Origin of the sequence: Spirosoma sp. KUDC1026, assembly GCF_013375035.1 — a bacterium.
GTDB lineage: Bacteria > Bacteroidota > Bacteroidia > Cytophagales > Spirosomataceae > Spirosoma.
This window is the reverse complement of the sequence record NZ_CP056032.1, coordinates 5,339,810-5,366,095: the sequence shown is the minus strand read 5'-3', so window position 1 is coordinate 5,366,095 and position 26,286 is coordinate 5,339,810. Positions and strand designations below refer to the sequence as shown.

At 52.5% G+C, this 26,286-nt stretch carries 20 protein-coding genes; 7 read left to right on the top strand and 13 right to left on the bottom strand.

Features of this window, described 5'->3' with window-relative positions:
- Nucleotides 1-168: 168 nt before the first annotated feature.
- Nucleotides 169-1,299 carry a slipin family protein gene (locus HU175_RS22625; protein WP_176568735.1) on the top strand — a complete coding sequence of 377 codons (1,131 nt, stop codon included), beginning with the start codon at nt 169-171 and terminating at the stop codon, nt 1,297-1,299.
- A gap of 62 nt (nt 1,300-1,361) precedes the next feature.
- Nucleotides 1,362-2,903: an RtcB family protein gene (locus HU175_RS22620; protein ID WP_176568734.1), complete on the top strand. Its 1,542-nt coding sequence runs from the start codon at nt 1,362-1,364 to the stop codon at nt 2,901-2,903.
- 80 nt (nt 2,904-2,983) lie between these two features.
- Here the strand turns inward: HU175_RS22620 and HU175_RS22615 are convergent, their stop codons facing one another.
- The 11 genes from HU175_RS22615 to HU175_RS22570 all read right to left on the bottom strand — a co-directional run bounded on the left by HU175_RS22615 (nt 2,984) and on the right by HU175_RS22570 (nt 13,293).
- Nucleotides 2,984-3,406 (bottom strand): hypothetical protein, encoded by a 423-nt coding sequence (locus HU175_RS22615; protein ID WP_176568733.1) that lies wholly within the window; start codon nt 3,404-3,406, stop codon nt 2,984-2,986.
- Between the two features lie 186 nt (nt 3,407-3,592).
- Entirely contained in the window at nt 3,593-4,228 is a 636-nt protein-coding gene (locus HU175_RS22610; protein WP_176568732.1) for an MCP four helix bundle domain-containing protein, read from the bottom strand.
- Nucleotides 4,229-4,370: 142 nt separating this feature from the next.
- Nucleotides 4,371-4,724, bottom strand: coding sequence for a TerB family tellurite resistance protein (locus tag HU175_RS22605; protein ID WP_176568731.1), 354 nt, complete (start codon nt 4,722-4,724; stop codon nt 4,371-4,373).
- A 60-nt stretch (nt 4,725-4,784) separates the two neighbouring features.
- Entirely contained in the window at nt 4,785-5,759 is a 975-nt protein-coding gene (locus HU175_RS22600; protein ID WP_176568730.1) for a hypothetical protein, read from the bottom strand.
- Between the two features lie 394 nt (nt 5,760-6,153).
- Nucleotides 6,154-6,543, bottom strand: a complete 390-nt coding sequence (locus HU175_RS22595) for a hypothetical protein (protein WP_176568729.1) — start codon at nt 6,541-6,543, stop codon at nt 6,154-6,156.
- Between the two features lie 80 nt (nt 6,544-6,623).
- Nucleotides 6,624-7,280: an RNA polymerase sigma factor gene (locus tag HU175_RS22590; protein WP_228724248.1), complete on the bottom strand. Its 657-nt coding sequence runs from the start codon at nt 7,278-7,280 to the stop codon at nt 6,624-6,626.
- Between the two features lie 193 nt (nt 7,281-7,473).
- A complete protein-coding gene (locus HU175_RS24900) occupies nt 7,474-7,581 on the bottom strand; it encodes an Hsp20 family protein (RefSeq protein ID WP_255433079.1) in 108 nt (35 codons plus the stop codon).
- An 8-nt stretch (nt 7,582-7,589) separates the two neighbouring features.
- Nucleotides 7,590-7,922, bottom strand: coding sequence for a hypothetical protein (locus tag HU175_RS22585; RefSeq protein ID WP_228724247.1), 333 nt, complete (start codon nt 7,920-7,922; stop codon nt 7,590-7,592).
- 54 nt (nt 7,923-7,976) lie between these two features.
- The gene (locus tag HU175_RS22580; RefSeq protein ID WP_176568728.1) at nt 7,977-8,255 is read right to left on the bottom strand and encodes a hypothetical protein; all 279 of its coding nucleotides are present in this window, start codon (nt 8,253-8,255) and stop codon (nt 7,977-7,979) included.
- A 278-nt stretch (nt 8,256-8,533) separates the two neighbouring features.
- Nucleotides 8,534-10,144, bottom strand: a complete 1,611-nt coding sequence (locus HU175_RS22575; protein WP_176568727.1) for a RagB/SusD family nutrient uptake outer membrane protein — start codon at nt 10,142-10,144, stop codon at nt 8,534-8,536.
- Nucleotides 10,145-10,158: 14 nt separating this feature from the next.
- Nucleotides 10,159-13,293, bottom strand: coding sequence for a SusC/RagA family TonB-linked outer membrane protein (locus HU175_RS22570; protein WP_176568726.1), 3,135 nt, complete (start codon nt 13,291-13,293; stop codon nt 10,159-10,161).
- A 571-nt stretch (nt 13,294-13,864) separates the two neighbouring features.
- Between HU175_RS22570 and HU175_RS22565 the strand changes: the two genes are divergently transcribed.
- From HU175_RS22565 to rhaT, 5 genes are all read left to right on the top strand, one after another.
- Entirely contained in the window at nt 13,865-16,024 is a 2,160-nt protein-coding gene (locus HU175_RS22565) for a bifunctional aldolase/short-chain dehydrogenase (protein ID WP_176568725.1), read from the top strand.
- Between the two features lie 143 nt (nt 16,025-16,167).
- A complete protein-coding gene (locus HU175_RS22560) occupies nt 16,168-17,442 on the top strand; it encodes a sugar isomerase (protein WP_176568724.1) in 1,275 nt (424 codons plus the stop codon).
- Between the two features lie 124 nt (nt 17,443-17,566).
- Nucleotides 17,567-18,967 carry an FGGY-family carbohydrate kinase gene (locus HU175_RS22555; RefSeq protein ID WP_176568723.1) on the top strand — a complete coding sequence of 467 codons (1,401 nt, stop codon included), beginning with the start codon at nt 17,567-17,569 and terminating at the stop codon, nt 18,965-18,967.
- Between the two features lie 12 nt (nt 18,968-18,979).
- Complete coding sequence (locus tag HU175_RS22550; RefSeq protein WP_176568722.1) at nt 18,980-19,996, top strand: GntR family transcriptional regulator; 1,017 nt, start codon at nt 18,980-18,982, stop codon at nt 19,994-19,996.
- Between the two features lie 21 nt (nt 19,997-20,017).
- Nucleotides 20,018-21,052: an L-rhamnose/proton symporter RhaT gene (gene rhaT / locus HU175_RS22545; RefSeq protein ID WP_176568721.1), complete on the top strand. Its 1,035-nt coding sequence runs from the start codon at nt 20,018-20,020 to the stop codon at nt 21,050-21,052.
- A gap of 305 nt (nt 21,053-21,357) precedes the next feature.
- On the opposite strand, the gene HU175_RS22540 is transcribed toward rhaT, so the two are convergent.
- Entirely contained in the window at nt 21,358-24,612 is a 3,255-nt protein-coding gene (locus tag HU175_RS22540; protein WP_176568720.1) for a TonB-dependent receptor, read from the bottom strand.
- Nucleotides 24,613-24,811: 199 nt separating this feature from the next.
- Nucleotides 24,812-26,263, bottom strand: a complete 1,452-nt coding sequence (locus tag HU175_RS22535; RefSeq protein ID WP_228724246.1) for a RagB/SusD family nutrient uptake outer membrane protein — start codon at nt 26,261-26,263, stop codon at nt 24,812-24,814.
- Between the last annotated feature and the right edge of the window lie 23 nt (nt 26,264-26,286).

Here is a 26,286-nt window from a genome sequence, read left to right as displayed (position 1 = left end):
CGTTTCTCCAGCCCTGGCAAATGCCAGCACCGAAGGACAAATCGATTCGCTAAATGACGCAAAACCCGGTACAGCAACAGACGCTAACCCGGCTTCCGCCCTGACTGAACGGATAGCTTCAAACTGACTTTACCAACGTGAACACACTACATATTAATCGATACGAGCATGAAAACGGTACACATTCAGACCTGGCAAATCGGACTGGTCTTCAAACAGGGAGGCTTTAAACGACTGTTATCGGAAGGGACGCACTGGCTCTGGCCGGGCGAAACGGTACATACCTATAACCGGGGGGAGCGGCTGCAGAATCCGCCAGTCGATCTGGCTATCCTGATGACGTACCCGGACGTAGCGGCTGTACTGGATGTGATTACGGTGCCCAATAACGAAATCGCGCTGCAATATGAGCTAACCGACTCGGTTCGACTATTCCGCGCGGTGCTACCAGCCGGGCGATGGGCGTTCTGGAAAGGCGTCAAACAGTACGAATACGTCAAAGCCGATCTGAGCCAGATCGTTATCCCGGATACTATTGCTTTATCATCACTTCTATCCACATCATTATCTTCTTACGTTCGGTCGTTTACGGTCGAAGCGCACGAACGGGGCGTCCTGTTCATCGACTGGAAATTTGACCGGATCGTAACGCCGGGGACGTATCACTGGTGGAAAAATAGCACGCCCATCCAGGTCGTTAAGGCCGACACGCGCCAGCAACAGATGGAAGTGTCGGGGCAGGAAATGCTGACCAAAGACAAAGCGTCGCTGCGGCTGAGCTTCTACCTGCAGTACCAGGTTGGGGACATCATTAAGGCACTGGTGGAAAACCGGGAGTACGATAAGCAGCTCTACGTCGCCGTTCAGTTGGCTTTGCGGGAATATGTTGGCGGTCTGACGCTCGATGAACTGCTGGACCGCAAAGGCGAACTCGCACCGTTTGTGCTGGCTGCCACAACGCAGAAAGCCGCTCAACTGGGCGTTGATCTGCGGGGCGGTGGCGTTCGCGACATTATCCTGCCGGGCGACATGCGCGACATTATGAACCAGGTACTCATGGCTGAAAAGAAAGCGCAGGCCAACAGCATCATGCGCCGGGAGGAGACCGCGTCGACCCGCAGTCTGCTGAACACCGCCAAACTGATGGAAGACAACGAAATGCTCTGGAAGCTGAAGGAAATGGAGTACGTCGAGAAGATTGCTGATAAGATCAATTCGATCTCTGTGTCGAACGATGGCTCAATGGTCGATCAGCTCAAGCATCTTTTCGTCCGCGAACGCGCGACTAAAAAACCTTAACTCTGAAAACGTATCAGTCTGTTGGTGCTGTCTGTCAGACCCCTACGAAACCACTTTCTCCAATGGAACCTCTAATTATTATTGACGATATTCTGACGCTAGGACCAATTCCCGACGAGTTACACTCGTCTTTCCTTCGTGTTGCCAACGGCCTTATACAACGGGCCGACTACTCCAAAGAAAAAGTAATGGGCATGCTGGCACAACTGCTCCGGGACCCGAAGAAGTTTGCGTATTCAAAAAACAAGGTGACGAATCTGGCCCGGCAAATTTATGACCTGAACAAACAGGGGATTTCCGTTCCACTTAGCGAAGCAGGCGCAACCTATCTGCCGGCTGAGCCAGCGCCTTACGTATTGGACACTGCCGAGAAACAGGCGCAAAGTGCGTTCGACCTACGGCCGGAACCATTGCCCTATGCTGTATTCGGAGCGGATCAGATCGAGGAAGGCGCGTTACTACAGATGCGCACGGCGGCTAGTCTGCCTATTTCGGTAGCGGGGGCGCTCATGCCCGACGCTCACCAGGGGTATGGTCTACCCATCGGGGGCGTTCTGGCGACGGAAGCCAATACCGTCATTCCCTACGCGGTAGGTGTTGACATTGCCTGCCGGATGTGCCTGTCGGTATTCGATCTGCCACCGGCTTTTCTGGAACGGGAATCGCAGCTGCTGAAAAAGTCACTGGTGGAGCAGACTAAATTCGGAATCGGGGGCGAAACCCGCGCAAAGTTCGACGAGAGCGTGATGGACTTACCCGAGTGGCAGGCTACCAAAGTGATTCGTGACCTGAAAGACAAAGCGTATCGTCAACTGGGCAGTTCCGGCACCGGCAACCACTTTGTCGAGTGGGGGATCATCGACGTTTACGAACACGAAACGAACGCTGATCAGGCGGGACTGACGCTGCCACCGGGTTCATACCTGGCACTACTCTCGCATTCGGGTTCACGAGGCTTCGGGGGGAACGTAGCGAATTATTATTCCAAACTAGCCATGCAGAAGACGCGCTTACCAAAAGAAGCCGCTCACCTGGCCTGGCTTGATCTGGACACCGAAGAAGGACAGGAGTATTGGATCGCGATGAATCTGGCTGGTGAGTACGCATCGGCAAACCACCACGAAATCCACAACAAGCTGGCAAAAGCACTGAACGAACAACCGCTGGTAATGATCGAGAACCACCACAATTTTGCCTGGAAAGAGCAATTAGCGGACGGATGTGAGGTGATTGTTCACCGCAAGGGGGCAACCCCTGCCGGGAGCAACGTATTGGGTATTATTCCGGGATCGATGACACAGCCGGGCTTTGTCGTTCGTGGATTGGGTAATGCCGATTCGCTGAATTCTGCCTCACATGGAGCGGGTCGCCTGATGTCGCGCACCAAAGCTTTTTCATCCATTACGCGGCCCATGCTGGATCAGGCGCTTCGGGAAGCCGGAATTCAATTGATTGGCAGTGACCTGGATGAAGCGCCGATGGTGTACAAGAACATCGAAACCGTAATCGATGCTCAGCGCGATCTCGTAGCGGTGCTGGCGAAGTTTTCGCCTAAGATCGTCCGCATGGCCGATGCAAACCGGAAAGAAGGGCGGGAGGATTAATAAACTAACGGGGTGTTTGTGGAGGTACATCAGCCTGACCTGACCTCCACAAACGCCCCGTTGTTACGTAGCCAAACAGCTTATTTTTTGGTCAGTTCGTTCCGAACGGATGTTTTCAGATTGACAAGAACCTCCTTACAATCGGCAAATTGCTCGGGGTCGCCGTAGTCGGTCCGGTCGCGGTTCCAGTTGTTGATGGAACCGTTGAGCAGATCGGAATAGGTTTCGTCAACCCCCGGTTTCCGTTGTTTCAGCGTAGCAATTTCGCTGCGGATTTCCTTGATCTCATTGGCAACCCACGCCCGATTTGCAGCGTACCGGGTTTTCCATTGGGCATATTCCGCATCACGAGCTTTGGCTTCAGCCTCAGTTGTTGGTGTCTGGCTGGCCGCACTGGATGAAAGAGTGTTCCCTGACGCAGTAGATGATGCAGGAGTCGTCGTTTGGGCCGACGTCACACCAGCCAGTGACAATAAACCAGCGAGTAAGAAAAAGCGAATCATACGTAGTACGTTTTTCGAGTGTACAAACTTACTAAGGTTATTTCCGGCGGGCAAACCAGTATTGATGTAAACTGTAAGGATGGGCTGATTGCTGGGACGCAGTATAGTTATATCTAGCTGTTATACTGTCTTGATCGGAACGTAAGCAGAACGGGAATGCCAAATCGTTCCCGTTCTGCGCCTTTGTTAAAAGCGATACCAGAACAAACTCAGCCCGATCAGCAGCACCAATCCGATTTGTAACGCCGTAAGGACATAGATGTAATTGGTCTCTCCACGTGATTCAGCCAGTAGTTCTTCACCAACCTGAACCTGTAGATTAGCCAGCTCATCGAGCGTTTGAGCTACCTGCCCAAAGGCTGTACTACCACTACCGGCAAACAGAGCTTTTTGGGCGGTCTGTTGATCAAGCAAATGAGTTGATAACTCCCCTTCCAATTGATTATAAACGGCTAGCTGCTGTTTCAATAAGCGCAGTTGTTCGGCCTCCTTAACTGTCAGCGAGGTCTTACTAAATTCTGTCAGTAAAGAATCCGTTCGCCGGTTGAGTCGGTTAAGTGATGCTCCTGTTGCATTTATATCCGGTTGGGGAGTTGCCAATACGTAGGTCTCTAACAGCAGTCGTTTGCGATAAACAGTTGCCGTTAGATTGACCAGCATGTTCGTTGGTAACAGTCGATCTTCGAAGATGGAAGAGGAGGTTTCCTGAACGTTATGAGCCCGCCGGCGACTCAAGAAGATACTGGTCAGAATCAGACCTATTAAATAAATAATCAGCAAGACAGAGCGCGTGCGCGAACGAGTGTTGGCAGAAGGTGTCATGATGTATGAAGGTTGACATGTGCGATTGACGTTAATAAGATTGACAGAATCCCTTCCGGTACTGTCGTAGTGCAGTAGACTGAGTGGTAGTCAATTGGGTACGTATTACGGTAACAGGCGGTAAGGAACCAGGTGAGTATCCTTAAATCCGTTGTAATTCCCGCCAGAACTGGCGAATGAAAGACCGCTCTTCTCGTGATATACCTTCGTGAGCCCGAGCCACGCGTAGTAAGATAGCAATGAACCGCTTTTTAGTCTGTGCGTTTAATTCAATGCGTTTATCGCTCATCCGGCGCAGGCTAAATGCGCGGGCCTCACCAACAGTCTCACCCGCGTTATCCCGTAAAAAACAGGCACAGATGGCTAAGTCGCTATACGGCTCATCAGCCAGCAGATATCGAACAGTCTGCGCTTCTTTTCTATGGAAATCTCCGTCTAGCTTGGCTAGCGCATAAACGACGCTACCTAATCCCAGGGCTACATCAGGTGAATACATATCGGTTGAGTTTAAAAGGGTACATAAACAGGGGACATTCACTGCGGGTAGAAACAGCGATCAGGCGTAAGCCTGAGCAGCCAGATGATGAAACACCCGCTCGTCCAGACGATACCGATCGTTGAGTGTTAGGCTGCTGCGGCTGGTAAACAAGGCATAATTGACAGCATTGTACAATAGCCAGTAGGAGGCTGGTTTGTCCAAGAGTCGTTCTTCCAGCCGCAGCCGATCGCGAGCCTGTTTAGCTAGCTGAACAGGGACAGGCAATTGCCGAAGAACGTGCTCATAATTTCCCACTATGTTTGTTTGCTGAAAATGGTCATATACGGTAGCCGTTAACGTAACGCCCGTTGCTAGATGATCGAGCAGTAACTCATTCAGTTGCTGCTGAAAAAGCGGGATTGTTAGCGCACTTTGATGAAGCTTACGAATGTCCGGTGCTGTCCGTAGTGATCGGGAAGAGGACGGCGTCTTGACCGCCGGTGTTTTTATCGGCCCCTTTGCCAGATGACCCAACCAGTTTTGATAGGTAGCCAGGTCGACAAAAGTATCAGCCCAGCCCAGCAATCCGTTCTGACAAACGTTGCGGTACACGCTACTGCCCAGATGCGTTGCCGGATCTAATAGAGCCGTCAGCGGTTTCCCCTGAATACTGAATGGTGTTTTCCCATTGTAGCTATTGGTAATAGTCAGGCTGCGCTGTAATTGCTCACTGCCTACCGACAGTGATGAAGGCAAGATAATGCTGATACTAAACTCACCTGTGTTGGTGTGTTTAATCAGGAGCTGGTAATCCGGAATTAGCTCATCAACGACTTCCTGGATAGCTCGATTGGGGATAATCGTATAATCAGCGCTCTGAATACCAAACAACGTTTTACGCCCGCCCGCCCGTTGCCCCACGATTAGTTTTTGGCGGTCGGTAGCGATGATGTCGTAATCAGGTAATAGATCCGCCAGCAGCACCGGCTCTATCGGAAAACAGATGTCGTCCCAGGATGTCGTTATCTCCGGTTGTGCGCTGATGTACGTCATTTTTTACGTTTTTATTTTTACAACTGTAAATTTAAAATAAAAGTTGCTCATAATCAAGGTTAATCCTTGTTGAGAGTGTTAACGGTTTGCCAGCTCAATGTAGAGAACCTTAGCTAAGTCAGTTTTGATCGAAGACTACAAAGTGGAAGAATAGGGGCATTGACCAGACAATCTGGTTGAGGCCGTAGTCATCATTGCATAAATGGCTACCGTTATATTATTTGGCAGTGTTTCTACAGCCTGGAAAGACAAAGAGATGATTATAAAGGAGAGACACTTTGAGAAATGAGGGTAAAGGCGTAAGATACCGTAGATGAATAAAATGAATAACTGACTACGCTATTAATGAAGTATACTAGCTTGGGGACTGGTATGAGTTGAGATTAACGCCAGCTTATTCCCGATCATTCGATTTGTCGTTACCCCATCGGTCTTCGCCCTGCCAGCGGTTGCACCAGTGCTGACGCGCCTGAGCTTGTTGTTCGGGGGTCATTTTCTGCCAGCGCTCGGCCATTTTTCTGCGCCATTTTGATTTAAAATCTCCACCGTCAACTCCCGGTTGCCCGTGGTTTTTCCAGCCGGCAGGCCCGCGTCCGAAACCACCAAACAAAATCCGACTGAGTACCAGCAAACCCAGTGCCTGCCAGAACGTAATGGTCGATACGCCCGTAATATCGGGGAGAAGCGCGTTCCAGAGCGTTTTCACGGCAAAGCCAGCCAGCCCCGCAAACAGGATGGCGAACATGGCAATACGTAGTGCCTGACGAAAACGGGGTCGATTCATCGGATAGTAGAAAGTAAAACGTTCCGGTTTGTTAAGGAAGTTAGTAACGGCAAAATTACGGCCTTTTGCAGGGAGTCGGATTAGTCGATTGAAAAATCGTCGTAGAGGTTGCGCAGGCGTTTGCGGAGATGGAGCACGGCATACCGCTTCCGGGACAGTAGGGTGTTGAGAGGCACCTTCCAGGTGTCGGCCATGTCGTTAAAGCTTTTTCCTTCGAGTTCGTGCTGCACGAATACCTCGCGCTGATCGCTGGGGAGTTCGGCCAAGGCATCCGTTAAGGCATCCATAAACGTCTCGCGAAAAAATTCACTCTCCGGACCACCCCCGTCGACTACCGCCAGCCACTCCATGAGTACGGGTGAGTCCGGATCATCGTCGCCGACGGGCTCATCCAGCGAAATCGTGCGGGTACTGTTGGACCGGTCGCGCCGGTACCAGTCACTGATTTTATTCCGGGCCACCGCAAATAGCCACGACGCTACGCGCTCAATGGGGTTAGCCAGCTCGTAGGCTTCCAGTAGCTCCATGAATACGTCCTGCATGACGTCTTCGGCATCTTCCGGCGCGGGCAGTCGTTTGCGGATAAATGCCAGCAAGCGCCCCTGCTCCCGGCGAATGGTATCGCTGAGCTGACGGGCGTCCGGCCTGGAACTGCGGGCAGATGGTTGCTGATCGTTCGCGTTCATGGCCAGCGCCAGGCGGTAATTGGTCGGTATGTTGGCAGATAAGGTACTCACGGCTGACACCGGAAATCGGCGACTGAAACGGGGAGAATCATAGGCATAAGGAAAATTCGACGCAACGAGTGCCCAACATCGCTGGTTTCGGGATGGATGGCGCCAAGCCAGGCCAGATGGAGCTATGTTTTGACAGGATTGCAGGACAATAGCTCTCCTGAAATCCTGCAATCCTGTCAAAACAAGCGTGTCGTTAGGCTACGTTAATCGTCTGCGCCGGGGCGTTGGTTTCCGGATTCTTTGGGAGTGTGACCCGAAGAATACCATCGGCATAGCTGGCCGAGATACCATCCGTCAGCACCTTGCCGTTTAGTTGGAACGACCGTTCAAAGCCAAGCTGGCTGTATCCTGGTACGTGTATTTGGCCGACGTATCGGCAGTTACTTCCGGGTGAGCAATCCGCAGGACGTCGTCTTTCACCGTGAGTGTTACGTTCTCCTTCCGAAGTCCGGCCGCGAAGAGCGAAATAACGTATTCCGAGCCGTTTTCTTCAATGTTTACGGGAGGCTGACCAAAAGCGCCTGCCTGACGCGCCCAGAAGCCGCCGAACTTGCCGCGACCCCAGGGACCACCAAATTTACCCCGGCCCATTGGGCCACAATTACCTTTAAATTCAGATTGATACGCTTGTTTAGTATGCATGACTCTTGTCTTTACGTGTGTTTGTTCAATTCGTTACTGTTCAAATTGGCCGGCTTAGCCGATGGGAATAATCCGGTCGTAGCTGGCCGTGACAGGAATTGCCTGGTAAGCAGGCGTTGGGTTGTCGATCGAAATGATCTGTGGTTGCTGCCACCGTCCCCGACCAAGTTGCGCACCAAAGAAGCGGCTGGCGATGTAGCCACCGACTATCCGGAGCGTAAGCCCAACGGCCAGCACGACCAGGACAAGTTTGATAAGAAGTGATACCAGAAAAAGGGCCAGGCCTGCGACCAGCGCTATACCGGCTATGCGCCAAATAACCATACGATTCATTTGTTTAGAGATGTTTAACCTGAAGCGGCAGGGACAGGATTAGCGTAACATTGCATGCCATGCGTCAGCTAAATAGTGCACCTGCTGCTCTTAGTAAGGTAGTCGCCAAATGAAGGGTAGATATTTTAAGCCCTCGTAAAGTTTTTTGAAAAAATGCCAGGAACCGGTGTGAACAAGTGAAAAAATAGAAGCTAAAATCTGGAACTTATAGAGTGAATGAAAAGCAAAAAGGACCTCCCAGTTGCTGGGAGGTCCTTTTTAGGGAACGTTACGCAAACTTAGTAACCAGGATTCTGCTGAGTCGCTAACACGGGGTTATTGTTGATCTCTTCCAGCGGAATTGGCCACAGGAACCGGTAATCGCTGTAGGGAATAGCTGGTTCTGTCGGAAACGTCGTGGTTGCCGTGTTGGTATACAACGGAGCGAAGTTCGTAATGCTGATAGCCGCTTTCGCCGGGATACCCGCTGCTTGACGGAACGTTGCGTCCGTCGACAAACGATGGATGTCCAGCCAGCGCAGACCTTCGGCCAGGAACTCTGGACGGCGCTCGTTAATGATCGCACGAGTCAGTTCGTTACCCGAAGCAAAGCTGGCGGCCGTGTACTGATTCGCAGCCGTCGTTACCGAACGGTTTCGAACAGCGCTCAACAGGGCCACTGCCCGTGTGTCGACAGCACTACCCGAACGCGATAGCGCTTCGGCCAAATTCAGCAGCACCTCGGCGTAACGAATGATTGGAGCGTTCTCCGTCCGTGTCGTTGCATCCGGGTATTTACGGGTGAAATACCCACCTTTACCTGACGACGAAGCGGGATCGGCCGCTACGGCGGTACCCGTTGCTTTCCGAAGGTCACCTGCTGGGAAGAAAGGCTGGTTCCACAGAATTGGGCTGATCAGGATAATACCCCGACCACCGAGCGAGCTGGCAGTGTACATGGCCGCCGGAGCACCGTTGACACCGGCGTTGTCCACGTCGTTGTTCTCCATCGAGAAGATCGACTCCGAATTTGATTTGTTCGCCGAACCGAATGCGCCCAACGGTGAGCCGGTCAGTGCATAGGCGCCGATCGGGCTGGTGAACGGTGCCGCCGTTGGAACCAGTTTATTGGCTTCCCGGATTACTTCGGCCCAGTTGTTCTGGTGTAGCCGCACGCGGGTTTTCAGTGCAATAGCAGCTCCTTTGGTAACACGGGTGATCTTGAGGTTACCGGCTCGGGTGTCGGGCAGTTTTTCTTCGGCGTAATTCAGATCTTCGATGATCCGGTCATAGCATTCAGCTACTGTGTTACGTCCCTGCTGAATCGCTTCATTTACACTGGCACCGCCCGTTACCGGTGTTGTCCGGTAAGGAACACCCCCCGCAGCTGCCGTTGGGTTATCACCAAACGGGCGCGAAAAGTTAACCAGCAGATAGTGGTGCGCCATAGCGCGTAGGTACCGACACTCAGCTACATAGGCATCGATTTGTGCCTGAGTTAATGAAGCCGATGGCTGAGCCGTTGCCAACCCCGCGATAACGACGTTAGCCCGGTTGATCATGGCATAGGCATTCTGCCAGTAATACACATTGTTCGGTTGGTTAGCGTCATACGTGCTCTGGTAGGTGATACCGTAGAAGGTAGCAGCCAGCGCCATGTCTTCTCCGCGTGCATCACCCTGTTCCAGGTGAGCCGCGCCGAAGTTGTAGCCCCGAACGGCGCCACCCGCGTAAAAACCAGACTGACCTCCGTCGTACACACCAGCTACCGCCAGGGCAATACGCTCTGGCGTCTGGAATGCCGTCGTCTCAGATAGCGCGGTCTGAGGCTGCAGATCCGTAACAGTACAGGCGGTCATCGTTAACGAGACCCCCAGCGCTACATATATAGATGATTTCTTGAAATTCATGGATGTACTCTTGATTATAAGCCGACGTTTAAGCCAAACGTAATCACCCGCAATTGTGGGTTGGTGTTGTAATCAATGCCGAACTGATCGTTCGTATCGCCGTTTGCGTTCAACTCTGGGTCCAGGCCTTTGTACTTAGTGAAGGTGAAGGCGTTCTGGATCTGAGCGAATACCCGCAGGCTGCTGATTGGGAAAGCGCCCCGGTTCAACAAACCTTTAGGCAGTGTATACCCAAGTACGATGTTCTGGATACGGATGAAATCACCATTTTCCACAAAGCGGCTAATGGCGCTGCCCGTCTGGTTAGCCTGGGCGGTACGCGACAGGTATAGGCGAGGTACGTCTGTTACGTCGCCTTCGCGCTGCCAGCGGTTCAGAATTTCGCGACCGTTGTTGTTGAAATCCTGGTTCAGCAGGGTTTCCTGACGGGTTACGTTCATGATCTTGTTGCCACCCGAATACCGAACGAACAGTTCCAGATCGAAACCACTGTAGCTGAACGAGTTAGTAATACCACCGTAGAATTTCGGGTTAGTAACACCCAGAATTTTCCGGTCGGTGGTTGCATTCAGCGTAGCAGCTTGACTGGCGGTAGCCGATGATGGATTCGTAGCATCGTAGAATGCATAGTTACCCGATGACAGAATCCGCTGAACGATGGTGCCATCAGCTTTGTAATACATTGGGTTACCATTGGTCGAGTTAACGCCAGCGTATTCATAGCCATAGATCGAGCCGACGGAATAACCTACCCGGTTGATGTTGTAGGTGTAAATGATATCCTGATCAACACCCGCGTTGTTTTTGTTCAGCGCCAGGATTTTGTTGTTCAGCGTCGTATAGTTGGCGTTGATATTCCAGCGGAAACCACCTTTGTTGATAGCCTCGAAACCAACGGCCGCTTCAAAACCCTGGTTATACATCGAACCGACGTTCCGGTTGATCGAGTTGTTCGGAATACCCAGCGAGCTAGGTGTTGGGGCAGCCAGAATCAGTCCGTCGATGTTGTTCCGGAAGTAATCGAAGCTGGCGGTCAGCCGGTTGTTCAGGAAACCAAAATCAACCCCTACGTCAACTTTCTTACTGCGTTCCCAGCGTAGGTCATTATTGCCCGCCTGGCTGAAGCCAATACCGTTCTGCGAACCATACTGAGCCGCACCGAAAATACCAACGTATGGGAACGAACCAATTTCCGTGTTACCTACTTCGGCGTAGCTGGCCCGGATTTTCAGATCGTTCATGACACGGGCAACGGCCGAGTTTTTATAGAAGTCTTCCTGAGCAATGCGGTATCCAACAGATCCGCCCAGGAAGGTACCCCGGCGGTTAGCCAGTGGCAGCGATGACAGACCATCGTTACGAGCACTGAACGAAGCCAGGTATTTGTCGCGGTAGCTGTATTGCAGACGACCAAAGTATGAATCGAAACCGCTCGGTGTGAACGAACCACTTGACGTCTGTGTCGCGTAGTTACCCGTGATCAGACCGTTTTGCAGAAAGAAACGATCCGAAAAATTCTGCCCACCAGCGGTGAACGTCGAAACTGTTGTTTTCTGATACTCCGTACCCAGTGTCAGGTTGACGTTGTGTCCGCCGAAATCGCGATCGAAGTTCAGGACGTTCTGGATGTTCCAGCGCAGTACTTCGCGTGAGGTCTGGCTAACAACACCATTTGAACCACGACCATCACCGTGACGAGGGTCATACGATAACAAGGTACGAACGCCGGTGTAGTCGGCACCCACCTGCGAACGCAGGCTCAGGCCTGGGAACGGAGTAATATTCACGTAGCCGGTTGGGAGCACGCGGGTTGTCGTGGCACCCAGTTTGTTGTTATCGATAACGAACCGGATGTTGGTGTAGTTGTTGTCGATGTTACGCGTGTTAGCGCCCGAACCCAGAATAGCACCATCAGGCGAGATGTTATAACCCGTTGGGTTGTTGTCATCGTAAACCGGTACGTTCGGGAACAGACGGGCTGCGCCGGTCAGGTTACCTGACAGAGCATTGGTACCTGTGTTCAGACCGTTGTTGATCGTGCGCGCTACCTGAACTTTAGCACCTACCGACAGGTATTTATTGATGCTATGGTCGATGTTGGTCAGGAACGAGAAACGCGTCTGATCGTTTGGCCGGATAGCCCCAACCTGTTTGTTGAAGCCCAGCGAGTAATAGTAGCTGGTTTTTTCGCCACCACCCGTTACGCTCAGGTTGTAATTGTTCGATGAGCCCTGGCGGAAGATTTGATTCTGCCAGTCGGTGTTCGTGTTGTTTGCGTCCAGAGCCGCAATAACGCCACCGCCCGCGTTCGCGCTTTTTTCGTTGGCAATCTGAACGAATTCCTGGGCGTTGAGCAGGTCAAAGCGCGTAAAAGCGTTGGTAACACCACCCTGGATGTCGAGGTTTACCCGAACACCGCTATTTTTCTTGCCTTTTTTGGTCGTGATCAGGATGACACCATTGGCCGCCCGCGAACCGTAAATAGCCGTGGCAGCACCATCTTTCAGGATATCATACGACTCAATATCCTGTGGGTTGATGTCACCTAAGGGGTTCGTTGGCGTCGTGCCACTCTGGTTCCCCGTAATAAGAGGGACACCATCAACAACGATAAGTGGGCTGGCCCCCGACGAAATCGAGTTCACACCCCGAATCCGGATAACCGGCGCCTGACCGAGGATACCCGATGGCGTCGACACCTGAACACCAGCTGCCCGGCCGGCTAGCTGCTGGTCGAAGCTGGGCGTTGCCAGGTTGGCAATCGTAGCACCTTTCACCTCCGAGATCGACGATGTAACCCGCTGACGCTGCTGCGTACCGTAACCGATAACGACCACCTCGTTCAACTGCTGCGAATCACCTACCAGGACAACGTTTACCGTAGACCGGTTACCAACGACGACCTCCTGAGTAACATACCCAATGAAACTAAAAACCAGCGTTTTACCCGCTGCTCCGTTGACGCGGTAGTTACCCTGCGCGTCGGTTGTTGTACCTTGACTGGTTCCCTTAATCTGTACGCTCACGCCGGGAAGGGCTGAGCCATCATCTGATGAAGTGACGCGGCCGCTGACCCCTCCGTCCTGTGCCAAAAGAGGCAGACAGAACAGGATCGAAAGCAACCAGCTTCCAAATAAAATTTTCTTCATTGATTAATAAAGATTAAAAATTGATTAAACCCTATTGAACAGGGAAACAAAGATAGGCGAAGAAAATGCATGATGTATTCGCTACGAACGGAATTTTTGTTTCTTTTCTAAGGTGCTTAATAAATAAAATAAGGCATTTTTGAGTAGTAACGTACAATCGGTGCTTTATTAAAGATTTCATTATCCACTTATTATCTCACAAGTGGTGACATAGCACTCCTACAAAACAGTGAAAACAGATAGAAAGCCTTCTAGACGTAGTGGAGACAGGAAAGGCTTTATATATCTGTTGGCTGGCAGTACTAAGGATTGCCTCACCCGTTTTGGCCCCCACCGTCCTGCGCTTGGAATTAAACACAAATGGTACTAGCGAACACTACTTATTAGTAGGAGCGTGAGACAAAGCCCTTTTGAAGAGAATAAAAAGCCTTATTTACGGCCGTCCCAAGCCGACGGGACGTAGAAGCGAGTAGGTAGGTAGAGGAAACCTGTCCGAATCGCTCTGCCTACTTTTAGGCCGAACGTATAAGAGATCCGGCAACAGACAAGATGTTGCCTATAGAACGAGACCATGGTAAGTAATTCCAATACACTAGCCGAACGTCGGTCGGCATCCGATTTCAAACACGTCAGTTATTTATGGGACGACGCGAAAGCCGCTGACCTAGCGGGGGATGAAGTTGCCCTGTTTATCTACCGTTCCAATATCCTGGGGGCGGATCTGCGACTGACGAACTACGGCGGGGGCAATACCTCCGTGAAAATTGTTGATAAAGATCCGCTGACCGGACAGAACGCCGATGTAATGTGGATCAAAGGTTCCGGGGGAGACATTGGCACGTTGACCAAGGCGGGTTGTGCGGCTCTGTACCTGGACCGGCTGCGGAGTCTGGAGAAGGTCTATCGGGGACTGGAGTTTGAAGATGAAATGGTTGAGCTATTCAACTACTCAATCTTTGATCTGGCGTCGAAAGCGCCATCCATCGATACGCCATTACACGGTTTTCTGCCGTTTAAGCATATTGACCACCTGCACCCCGATGCTGCCATCGCTATTGCGGCCGCCAAGGATGGCAAACGTATTACCGACGAATTGTTCGGCGGTGAGGTTGGCTGGGTCGAGTGGCAGCGGCCCGGTTTCGACCTGGGCCTTAAGCTGCGGGCCTGTCTGGACGAAGCAGCCGCGCGGGGCGTTACCCTGCGAGGCATTATGCTGGGTTCACACGGCCTGTTCACCTGGGGCGATACGTCCTACGACAGCTACGTGAATACACTGGAAGTGATTGAGCGCTGCGCGGAATACCTGGAAAGTAACTTTGGGAAAAACCGGCCTGTGTTCGGGGGACAGAAGCTGGAAAGTGCATCGCCAGACAAGCGGAAGAAACAGGCGGCTCTGCTCGCTCCGGTGCTCCGGGGTTTTTGTTCGTCCGAACGGACAATGGTTGGCCATTTTACTGACGACGAACGGGTACTCGAATTCATTAACTCGGAAGATTTAGCAAAGCTGGCGCCAATGGGTACGAGCTGCCCCGATCACTTCCTGCGTACTAAAATCAGCCCGCTGGTGCTGGACCTGTCCTCCGAGGAGGACAGGTCGGACGTAGCAGCGCTGAAGGAGAAGCTGGCCCCGGCCTTTGCTACGTATCGGACCATGTATGCGGAGTACTACAACGCCTGCAAACATCCAAACAGCCCGGCCATGCGCGATCCGAATCCGGTGGTGATTCTGTATCCAGGGGTGGGGATGTTCACCTTTGCCAAGGATAAAACCACGGCCCGGCTGGCATCGGAATATTACATCAATGCCGTTAACGTCATGAAAGGGGCAGAGGCCGTGTCGGAATATACGGCATTGCCGCGTCAGGAAGCGTTCAATATTGAATACTGGCTGCTCGAAGAAGCCAAACTGCAACGGATGCCAAAGCCGAAAGCTTTGTCGGGACGGATTGCGCTGGTAACGGGTAGCGCCGGTGGTATTGGTAAAGCCATCGCGAAAAAGTTCGCCGAAGAAGGGGCCGTGGTCGTGCTGAACGACATCAACGAAGACCGGCTGGCTGGCGCAAAAGATGAGTTTACCAAGAAATTCGGACGCGATGCCGTAGCCACGACGTTGTTGGACGTAACGAACGCCGACAGTATTCAGGCTGCAATGGAGGCTGCTTCACTAGCCTTTGGTGGGGTCGATATCATTGTCAACAACGCGGGGATCAGCATTTCCAAACCCATCGAAAACCACACGTTGGCCGACTGGGACAAGCTGTACGATATTCTGGTGAAAGGTCAATTCCTGGTAACGCAGGCTGCCGTTGCCGTAATGCGGAAACAGGGCATCGGGGGTGATGTTGTCAATATCGTCAGCAAAAACGCGCTGGTGTCGGGACCCAACAACGCAGGATATGGTTCGGCGAAGGCTGCCCAACTGCACCTGAGTCGACTGAACGCGGCCGAACTGGGTGGCGATCATATTCGCGTCAACGTCGTGAACCCCGATGCTGTCATCGCCGATTCTAATATCTGGGCGGGCGGCTGGGCCGAAGGTCGGGCAAAAGCTTATGGTATCACCGTCGAGGAGCTACCGGCCTACTACGCTAAACGCACGCTTTTGAACGAAGCCATCCTGCCCGACGATGTTGCCAACGCCTGTTTCGCCTTCGTGGGTGGCCTGCTCAGCAAATCAACTGGTAACGTACTAAACGTCGATGGCGGTGTCGCTATGGCGTTTGTGAGATAAAAAAGGAGCGCTCCGCCGTTGCGGAAGGGAAGAGAGGGAGAAAGGAACAAGAAGGCGTTCATAGGCGAAAATCCTTTCTCCTTGTTCCTTTCTTTCCTTTCTCCTCCCTTTCCTCCTTCCTGTTCCCTTTTCTCCCTTTTCCTATGACCCTCGATCCGAACATTATCTCCGATTACAACAGCCGTCATTTGGCTGCGCACCAGCGCAAACTGTCCTACTGGACGCAGGAAGTAGCGACGGCGGAACCAATCATTCAGAAACTGATCGACTTTCAGATCGCTATTCCGAGCTGGGCGCTTGGTACGGGCGGTACCCGCTTTGGCCGCTTTGGGGGCGGGGGAGAGCCGCGCAGTCTGGAAGATAAAATCGATGACGTTGGCCTGCTGCACGCCCTGAACCGGGCCAGCGGAGCCATTTCGCTGCACATCCCCTGGGATATTCCGACCGACGTAGCGGCTATTCAACAGCAGGCGTCTTCGCATGGGCTAGTGTTCGACGCCGTCAATTCCAATACGTTCCAGGACCAGCCGGATCAGTCCGTAAGCTACAAATTCGGCTCACTCCAGCACGTCGACCGGGTTGTTCGCCAGCAGGCGATCGACCATAATATCGACGTGATTCGGCACGGTATTGCCCTTGGGTCAAAATCGCTGACCGTTTGGCTGTCGGATGGGTCGTGTTTCCCGGGGCAACTTAACTTCCGCAAAGCTTTCGAACGAACCCTCAGCGGTTTGCAAGAAATCTATGCCGCCTTGCCTGATGATTGGAAGATGTTCGTTGAATATAAAGCGTTCGAACCCAATTTCTATTCGATGACGGTTGGTGACTGGGGCAGCAGCTACCTCTATGCCAACAAGCTGGGGCCGAAAGCCTATACGTTGGTTGACCTGGGTCATCACCTGCCCAACGCCAATATCGAACAGATTGTGGCGATTCTGCTGAATGAAGGCAAGCTCGGTGGTTTTCATTTCAACGACTCCAAATATGGTGACGATGATCTGACGGCGGGTAGCATCAAGCCTTATCAACTTTTCCTAATTTTCAACGAGTTGGTCGACGGCATGGACGCCCGGGGCATGAGCCATACCAAAGATCTGGGCTGGATGATCGATGCCAGTCACAACGTAAAAGATCCGCTGGAAGATTTGCTGCAAAGCGTCGAAGCTATTCAACTGGCTTATGCCCAGGCGCTGCTGGTGGACCGAACGGCGCTAGAAGAAGCCCGCGACGCGAACGACGTGGTAACGGCGCAGGAGATTCTGCAGGACGCTTTCCGTACGGATGTTCGGCCATTGGTCGCCGAAGCCCGGTTACGCGCTGGAGGGGCCTTGAATCCGCTAGGCCTATTCCGCCAACTCGACGTCCGCCAGCAACTCATCAACGAACGCGGCCTCAAAACCGTAGCGACGGGGCTGTAATTAAAGGGCGAAAGAATGAAAGAGTGAAAGAGCGAAAAATGGCTGACGCATAAATCGCTCTTGCGCTCTGCTTTAATAGTCTGATTTTATCCTTTCGCTCTTTCACTCTTTCATTCTTTCGCCTATGCCCTTTACCGTCATCGCTGTCATTGATGTTGGCAAGACCAACAAGAAGCTGTTTCTGTTCGATCAGCTGTACCGGATTGTGTGGGAGAAAAGCCAGCAACTGCCTGAAAGGGTGGATGAGGATGGTGATCCCTGCGAAGATGTCGACGAACTGACTCGTTGGGTGAAGGACGCGGTCGATGAGGTACTGGCGTTGCCGCAGTTTGCCGTACAGGCGCTGAATTTTTCGACTTACGGGGCCAGCTTCGTATATCTCGATGCCGATAGGAAACTAGTCGGTCAACTGTATAACTATCTGAAACCCTTTCCTGAATCGTTACGTCGACAGTTTGTGGAACAGTACGATCCGGCGGGGGAACTGGCGCTACAGACGGCATCGCCCCTGATGGATAGCCTGAATTCAGGCCTGATGCTGTACCGGATCAGGCATGATAAGCCGCAACTGTTCAGGCAGATTCGCCACGCCCTGCACCTGCCCCAGTACTTGAGCCATCTGTTTACTGATGAGGTCGTGTCAGACGTAACGAGCATCGGCTGTCATACACTGCTCTGGAATTTTTCCCGGCAGCAGTACCACGACTGGGTTGTGGCCGAAGGGCTCGACCGCCTGTTCGGCCAACTGTATCCCGCTGATCAGGTAGTGGGGACTATTGCCGGAACCCAGGTTCACGTTGGCGGGGGGCTGCACGACTCGTCGGCGGCCCTGATCCCGTATCTGGCCTCGTTCCAGGAACCGTTTCTCCTGATCTCGACCGGAACCTGGTGCATCAGTCTGAACCCGTTCAACGCCGAACCACTCACGGCTAATGAGCTGCAAAATGACTGTCTTTGCTATCTACAATACAAAGGGCAACCCGTTAAAGCCAGCCGGTTATTCGCGGGGTATGAGCACGAACAACAGATGAAACGACTAGCAGTTCATTTTGGCGTAGCACCGGATTATTATAAACAAGTACGTTATAACGAGGCCCTGGTTGAACAGCTCCGTCAGGCCGAGCCAGGACGTCAGCAGACTAAGGCTGGAGTCATTCTTGACTCCGGTTTTGGCGAACGGGAGCTGGGGCTGTTTCCGGATTATGAAACGGCGTATCACCAGTTCATGATCGATCTGGTGGCCGCGCAGGTGGCGTCGACTGACCTGGTGCTGACCGACAGGAGTGTTCCTCTATCACGCATTTACGTCGACGGTGGGTTTAGTCATAACCCGCTGTACATGAATTTACTGGCGGCTGCTTTTCCGCAACACGCCGTCTGGGCGGCTTCGGTAGCGCAGGCAACGGCACTGGGCGCGGCACTGGCTATCCATAATGAGTGGAACCCCATGCCGGTCCCTGCCGATTTGATTACGCTACGTCAGTACACGAGAACTCCGTCTTTACCCGTGCAGACGTCGGTTTAGTTTTTGTAATCTATGCTCCAGCAAATCGCCATCAATGACTTTTCGAGTACGCCCAAGTACGTTCAGATTTATAACTCGATCGTGGAGGGAATTCGGAACAAAGACATTCTGCCGGGCGATAAACTGCCGTCTATTTTTGAGGTCTGCGCCGAATTCGACGTATCAAAGCGCACGGTGGAGCGGGCCTATGATCTGCTGAAAGAAAAGAAAATCATCGATTCTGCCAAGGGTAAGGGTTCGTATATCAGTGAGCTGGAGTTTGACCGGCAACTCAAGGTTTTTCTGCTGTTCAACAAGCTCAGTGCCCACAAAAAACTCATTTACGATGCCTTTGTCGAGGAACTCGGCCCCGACGTACCAATCGATTTTTTTATCTACAACAACGAGTTTCGGCTGTTCAAGAACCTGTTGCTGAATCACGCTCATGGGTACACGCATTACGTTATCATCGCCCATTTCTTCGACAGCGACGAGCGAGCCATTGATCTGCTGAACACCCTGCCCAAGCATAAACTGATTGTGATGGATAAGCTAATTGGCGGGCTAACCGGCAAGTATTCGGCGGTGTATCAGGATTTTGAAAATGATCTCTACCAGGCGCTGCGTGACGCGCTGCCGCTTCTGGGTAAGTATACCACGCTCAATATTCTCTTTCCGGCCTATACGTATCACCCGACGGCGATCCTGAACGGATTTCATCGCTTCTGCTCGGAGTATGGTTTCGGAGCGCGAGTGGTGCATGATCTGCAACAGGTGGATGTTCAACCCGGAAATGCGTTTATCAACCTGGTCGAAGAAGATCTGGTCATGCTGATCAAATGCATCAAAGACACGCCGTACCAGGTTGGGCAGGAGGTTGGCATTCTATCGTACAACGAAACCCAGCTCAAAGAAGTCCTTCTGGATGGTATTACGGTGATCTCAACTGATTTTGCTCAGATGGGCCGTACGGCGGCTCAACTCGTCCGGGGCGATACGATCCGGCAACTCAAAAACCCTTTTCGACTCATTGTTCGCAAATCCCTTTAATCGTTTACTCCCTAAACCTGTATGACTTCGTTACTAGGCGTTTTTTTTCATGCACTCGGCGGCTACGCGTCCGGGACGTTTTATATTCCATTCCGACGGGTAAAAGGCTGGTCCTGGGAGAGCGCCTGGATTGTTGGCGGGCTGGCTTCGTGGATTATTGTCCCCTGGGTGATGGGATCGCTGACAGTCATCAACATGACCCAAGCGATCAGTAACGCCGATGGGTCGACACTGGGCTGGACGTTTCTGTTCGGGCTGCTTTGGGGCATTGGCGGCCTGACATTTGGGCTGTCGATGCGGTATCTGGGCATTTCGTTAGGTATGGCTGTCGCACTGGGGTATTGTTCGGCCTTTGGTACGCTGGTACCACCGCTCTGGGAGGGCAAATTCGATGAACTGCTCCACACCCGTTCCGGGCAATTTACGTTGGCAGGGGTAGCCGTTTGCCTGCTGGGTATCGCCGTTTGCGGCCGGGCGGGTTTTCGGAAGGAGCAGGAACTGGACGCCGACCAGCAGAAAGAAACCGTGGCCGAGTTCGACCTGCGTAAAGGAATTGGCGTGGCGACCGTATCAGGGATTCTGAGTGCCTGTTTTGCGTTCGGCCTGACGGCGGGTAAACCTATTGCTCAACTGGCGCTCCAGAACGGTACGAACCCCCTGTTTCAAAACAATGCCATCTATCCGGTGCTGCTGCTGGGCGGCTTCACAACGAACCTGATCTGGTGCCTGATCCTGAACCGACGGAACAACAGCTTCGGCGATTATCTGGCCTCCGACAAGCCGCTGGGACGAAACTACTTCTGGGCTATCCTGGCCGGAACGACCTGGTATTTTCAATTCTTTTTCTACGGTATGGGCGATGCCTACCTCGGCGAAGAGTTCCGCTTTGCGGGCTGGACACTCCACATGGCGTTTATTATTACGTTCAGTACCATCTGGGGACTCGCTCTGAAAGAGTGGAAAGGGGCCAGTCCCGCCACGTACTGGGTTGTATACACCGGACTGGCGCTCATTATCCTGTCTACCGTACTGATCGGAATGGGTAGCCAATTTTGAGCGAAGTGGACAAAAGATGCCGACAAATTAACTTTGCGGCAAAGTTAATTTGTCGGGTAAATAATCACATTTTCTGTCATCCCGACGCAGCCGGGCGGCCGGTGCCGAGGGATCTTTGGTAGAAGGAGTTCTTAGGCATATCACCGAAGATCCCTCGGCACCGGCCGCCCGGCTGCGTCGGGATGACAGAAAATGTAACAAGCCGCTTATCAGCTTGACTTCGTTTTAGAAAAATATCAACGTAAGAAGGCCGGTTCCTAGGAACCGACCTTCTTACGTTGGGTAGATAGATTGTTACTGTCAGCTTAGAACGAATACCGGCCACCGAGTTGCATCTGCCAGCGCGATCCCAGCGGGTCAATTGAGTAAGGCGTCGTTGGCCGACTCCAGGTATAAGTCGGATCACCCGATGTCGGGTTGCTGGCCGGAGTCAGACCGATCGAGGCCGTCGAGTTGAACGTATTGGGCGAGAAGTAGTAATAGCCCAGCTTCTTATCGACCAGATTCAGGAAGTTCAGAATGTCATAGGAGAACTGAAGCGAATGCCCGTTCTGCAGCTTGATTTCGTGCAGGAAACGCAGGTCCATCGTGTTGTTCCAGGGCGTCCGGCCACCGTTACGTTCGGTAAACTGTCCCATCCGGCTGCTCAGGTACTTGTCGTTCTGAACAAAAGCCATAAAGTCCTGCGCCTGCGTGCTGTTTGGAATTAGCCGTTGCGCTTCGATCAGATCTTTCGGAATGTACGCCAGGCTGTTCGCCTGTCCGGTCCCATCGATAGTCCGGTTCACAAAACCCCAGGAATAAGGTGATCCCGACTGGAAGGAGTAGAATAGCGTTACGGTCGTGGCGTTGCTTGGATTCCAGGTACGGCGATAGTTCACCGTACCAACAATGCGGTGGCGGATATCGAAGTTCGAGTAGGCCAGCGACGGGTTGTTCGGGGACAGCGCCTGGTTCAGCTGCCAGTTCGATTCCATCGAGTTGCGAATCCCGTTGGTCAGGTCGAACGCTTTGCCATACGTGTAAGCCGCCGAGAAACCAAAACCCGCCGAGTAGTTCTTCTGGATTTGCGCCGTCAGGTTGTAGCGATACCCCTGGTTGGTATTCGACAGCAGGTAAGCATTGGCGAAGTTGTTATCGATTCGCTGCGCACCGGCCGCACCCGTCGACGATACATAGATTGGCTGCTGCTTCTGCGTGTCGTAGCTGTAGTAACGGACCACGTCTTTCGTGTTGACCTGCTGGAATTTTAGGTCATGAATAACTTTCGTGTATAGGCCTTCGAGCGTAAGCTTGTAGCCGGCGATGGTATAATCAACAGCCAGATTCGCCCGGAACATCTGCGGCATTTTGAAATTGTTGTCGATCAGGTCAACTTGTGTCCGACGGACACCGCCGTTGGCCGAATTGTTATTGATGGCCAGCGCACCGCCCGGCGTTAATGGATCGCCAACGAGTTTGGTCGATGCCGTTGCGTTGTTGTTAAAGTCATACGCTCCGTAGCCAACACCGTTGTTGTAGAAGGCATAACCCAACCACGCAAACGGGATACGGCCCGTGAACAGTCCGGCACCTCCACGAATCACAACGCTCTTGTCGCCCCTGGCGTCGATGTATAGGCCCAATCTAGGGGAAATCTGAATATTGTTTAGGTACGAGTTGGTGATTTGATTCAGTGGGGTGTAGGTGTATGTCGTACCGTAATTTGGATCACCGGCCGAGGATGTTACCTGCGAACTCAACGTCGGTTTGTTGGGCAACCCTGTGTAATCAAGACGAATACCCGGGGACAGTTTGATGCGATCGGTCACCTGAATATCGTCCTGCGCATAGAGGCTGAAGAGGTTGACGTTGAAGTGCGCGTATGGATTGTTGAACTGGGCATCCAGGCTGTTACTGGCGTCGCCGAACGGGTACGAACCCCGCACCCGATTCGGCAACTTAATCAGAAAGTTCTGCACGCCATCGCGAGCGGGCGTATTAGTCGTCGTATTTGCCGCCGTACCCGCATACGAGATTCGACCGTTAGGCGAGTTGACAAAACCGTAATCGATGGTGTACAACTCGTTGTGCGTACCCACCGTGAATGTGTTGATGCCTTTATAGAACGTAAAGTTGTCGGTAATTTCGAACGTCTTCTGGCGCAGGTTGAATACTGACGCTTCACGGTCATTCCCCAGGAAGATTGTACCGCCGTTATAGGCAATTTCTACCTGCGGGAACGTACGTACGTTTGATAGCGTCGTGCGGTAATCGTGTACCGTCGAGTAGCCCATGATCAGGCTGTTTGATGCGCGACCACCGAGCTGCGTTTTCAATTCGGCAACCGTGCTGCTCTGGTTGTTATTCTGACGGAAGTCGATGCTGCCGAAACGGAAGTTAGCCGCGTCGCGCTCCAGATTGGTCGCTTCTGAGAAGACCGTGTTATTCCGAATGCTCAACTGGTTCTTGGCGTTGATATTCCAGTCGAGTCGGTTGAAGAATTTCGTGCTTTTCGAGTAGATCGAGTAATCCCCGTACGAACCTGCGTCGAGGCCGTAGGTGGTTTTGACAAAATCTGAAATCTGCTGAGCGACGGCCACATCTTTGATTAGCGACGACGCCGAACCGGCCTGAAACTGGACGGGGTCCTGGCGGTTGGTGATTTCTTCGTTCGTGAAGAAGAACAGTTTGTCTTTGATCAGCGGTAGCCCAACCCGGAAACCTGTCTGGTACTCGTGGAACGTACTGGGTAGCTTTTCTTTTGCCCCAGCTGCGCCGTTCCAGGTACCTGTCAGGGCGGCATTGCGACCGAAACCGTAAACTGAACCCGTTACTTTATTCGTACCACTGCGCGTTACGGCATTAACCGAGCCCCCCAGAAAGTTACCCAGCCGAACGTCAAAGGGAGCCACGGCTACCTGAATGTCCTGGATAGCATCAAGGCTGACGGGGTTCGTGCGCGTACTCGAACCGGGCTGCCCCGATGTACCAGTCGAGCCGCCTAGCGACGGGCTAAAGCCAATAGCGTCGTTGTTGATTGCGCCATCGATGGTGACGTTGTTATAGCGGAAGTTGGTTCCGGCAAACGAGTTCTGGTTGTTGACCTGAGGTGTTAGTCGGGTCATGTCGGTCAGACTGCGCGAAATAGTCGGCAGTCGGCGGATGGTCTCGCTGCTAACGTTGATACCAGCGCCCTCGCGTTCACCACCCCGGTTACCTTTCACCACTACTTCCTTCAGCGTGGCGCTGGCATCTTCCAGCACAATGTTCAGCGTAGTCGTTTCCCCCAGTGGTAGCGTAACGTCAGAGCGGGTCGCGGTTTTGTAGCTCACGTAAGAGACAGAGACTTCGTAAGGGCCACCCGCGCTCATGTTGTTAATCCGGTAGCGGCCATCTGCGTCGGTAACGGCAGCGTACTTCGCGCCCGTAGGGGTATATAGCGCCTGGACCGTAGCGCCGATCAGGCTTTCTTTCTTAGCATCAGTGACGCGGCCACTAAGGGCACTAGTCGTCACCTGAGCCCAGGTTATTGTAGTGACAAATAAGCAGATAAGTAGAGTGAAGCTACAGCGTTTCATTCGAGAGTCGACTTGTTGACGCTGCAAATTTCACTGAGTAATATTGCCTATATGTTATCCTATTGTTACGAAGTATGGTAAGTTGATTAAAAGTTAATTAATGGTCTGGTAAACAGTGGATAAATGATGGAATAACGTAAAAAAACAAAAATCCTGACCACAAACGTAGTCAGGATTTTCTGTATGAATACCAAATCAATTAAAGTGGGTTCTGTACAATGGCTTTGTTCGCGTTGATTTCCCGTTGCGGAATCAGGAACTCCCACTGATTATCACCAGCGGCTACGTCGAAAATTACCGCTACTGCTGAGCTAGCGTTGGTACCGGTTCGGCTCAGCGGCTGGTTCAGACGTTTCAGATCAGTGAACCGGAAGCCCTCGCCCCACAGTTCAATACGACGCTGGAACATAATTTCGTCGGTCAGCGCTGTTCCCGTTTTGGTCGACTTGACGTACGATGGGTCACGCTTGCTAACCAGGTCAAACAGGACCGTAGCAGCCTGCGCGTTGTTACCCTGTCGGGCCAAAGCTTCGGCTTCGATCAAATACATTTCCGAAGCGCGCATGTATGGTATGTCACCCATGGTGCTGGTCGATGGCGTACCCGGCAGACGGAATTTCTGCGTCATGTAGGCTACGCGAACCCCTCCCGTCGGTACGATCGAGTTAGCTGCCGTTGGGGCTTTTACCCACATCTTCGACCGGACGTCCGTCGCCGGGATCTGATCGTAGATAACGCGGTTGACCACCTTCGGGTCAAGCCGGATAACTGTCGAGTTGAAGTTGGACGAAATGTAGGAGAAGAACGCCCCAAAATACTCCGTCTGATCTTCGAGGTGATCGAAGCCCCACATCCATTCAGCGTTCTGAATGTCCGAGAAGCCTTCCTGATACTGAGCAACCGTCATCGGCGTATAGCTCTTGCGAGCTTCGTTCGCGAATTTAGCCGCATCGGCCCAGTTCTGTTGCGCTAGCGCTACCCGCGCCTGAAAGCCCTTGATCACATCCAGGTTGATGTGCGATTTATACGTGCGGCTGGCAGTCAGTAACGTAGCGGCTTCGGTTAGATCTTTATTGATCTGGGTATACACTTCTTCTACCGTAGCGCGGGGGAGTCCTTCGGTCGTTGGCGTCAGTATCAGCGGCACAGCCAGCTGTGCATTTGGCTTGGCAGCCGCATCATAGCGTTTGCCATAGAGCTGAACCAGGTTGAAGTAGGAGAACGCTCGTATACCCAGTGCTTCCCCTTTAAGCTGATTGCGTTCGGCCTGCGTACCCGTTGCGTTATCGATGTTAGTAATAGCAATGTTCGCGTTACCGATTAACCGGTAGTACAACTGGTAGGGCAACTGGTTACCAACAGATGTGGCGTTACGGTGTGCTTGCCAGCGTGTTTCACTGACATGCCAATTGCTGGCTGTATTGGGAATAATTACGTCTTCACCCAGTATATCCTGGATAATCATCATAGCCGGATGACCGAAGTGCCCCTGCGAGTCAAGGTAACGCACGATCATGGCCCGGTAGATACCGTTGATAGCCGCCGTTGCGTTTTTGGTGGTAGCGTATGCCGCACCAGCGTCAATACTACCAGTGGGAGAGGTCTCTAAATAATCTTTTTCGCACGATGCCGTTAGCAGACCTACTGCCATCAGTATCGTTAAATATCTTTTTT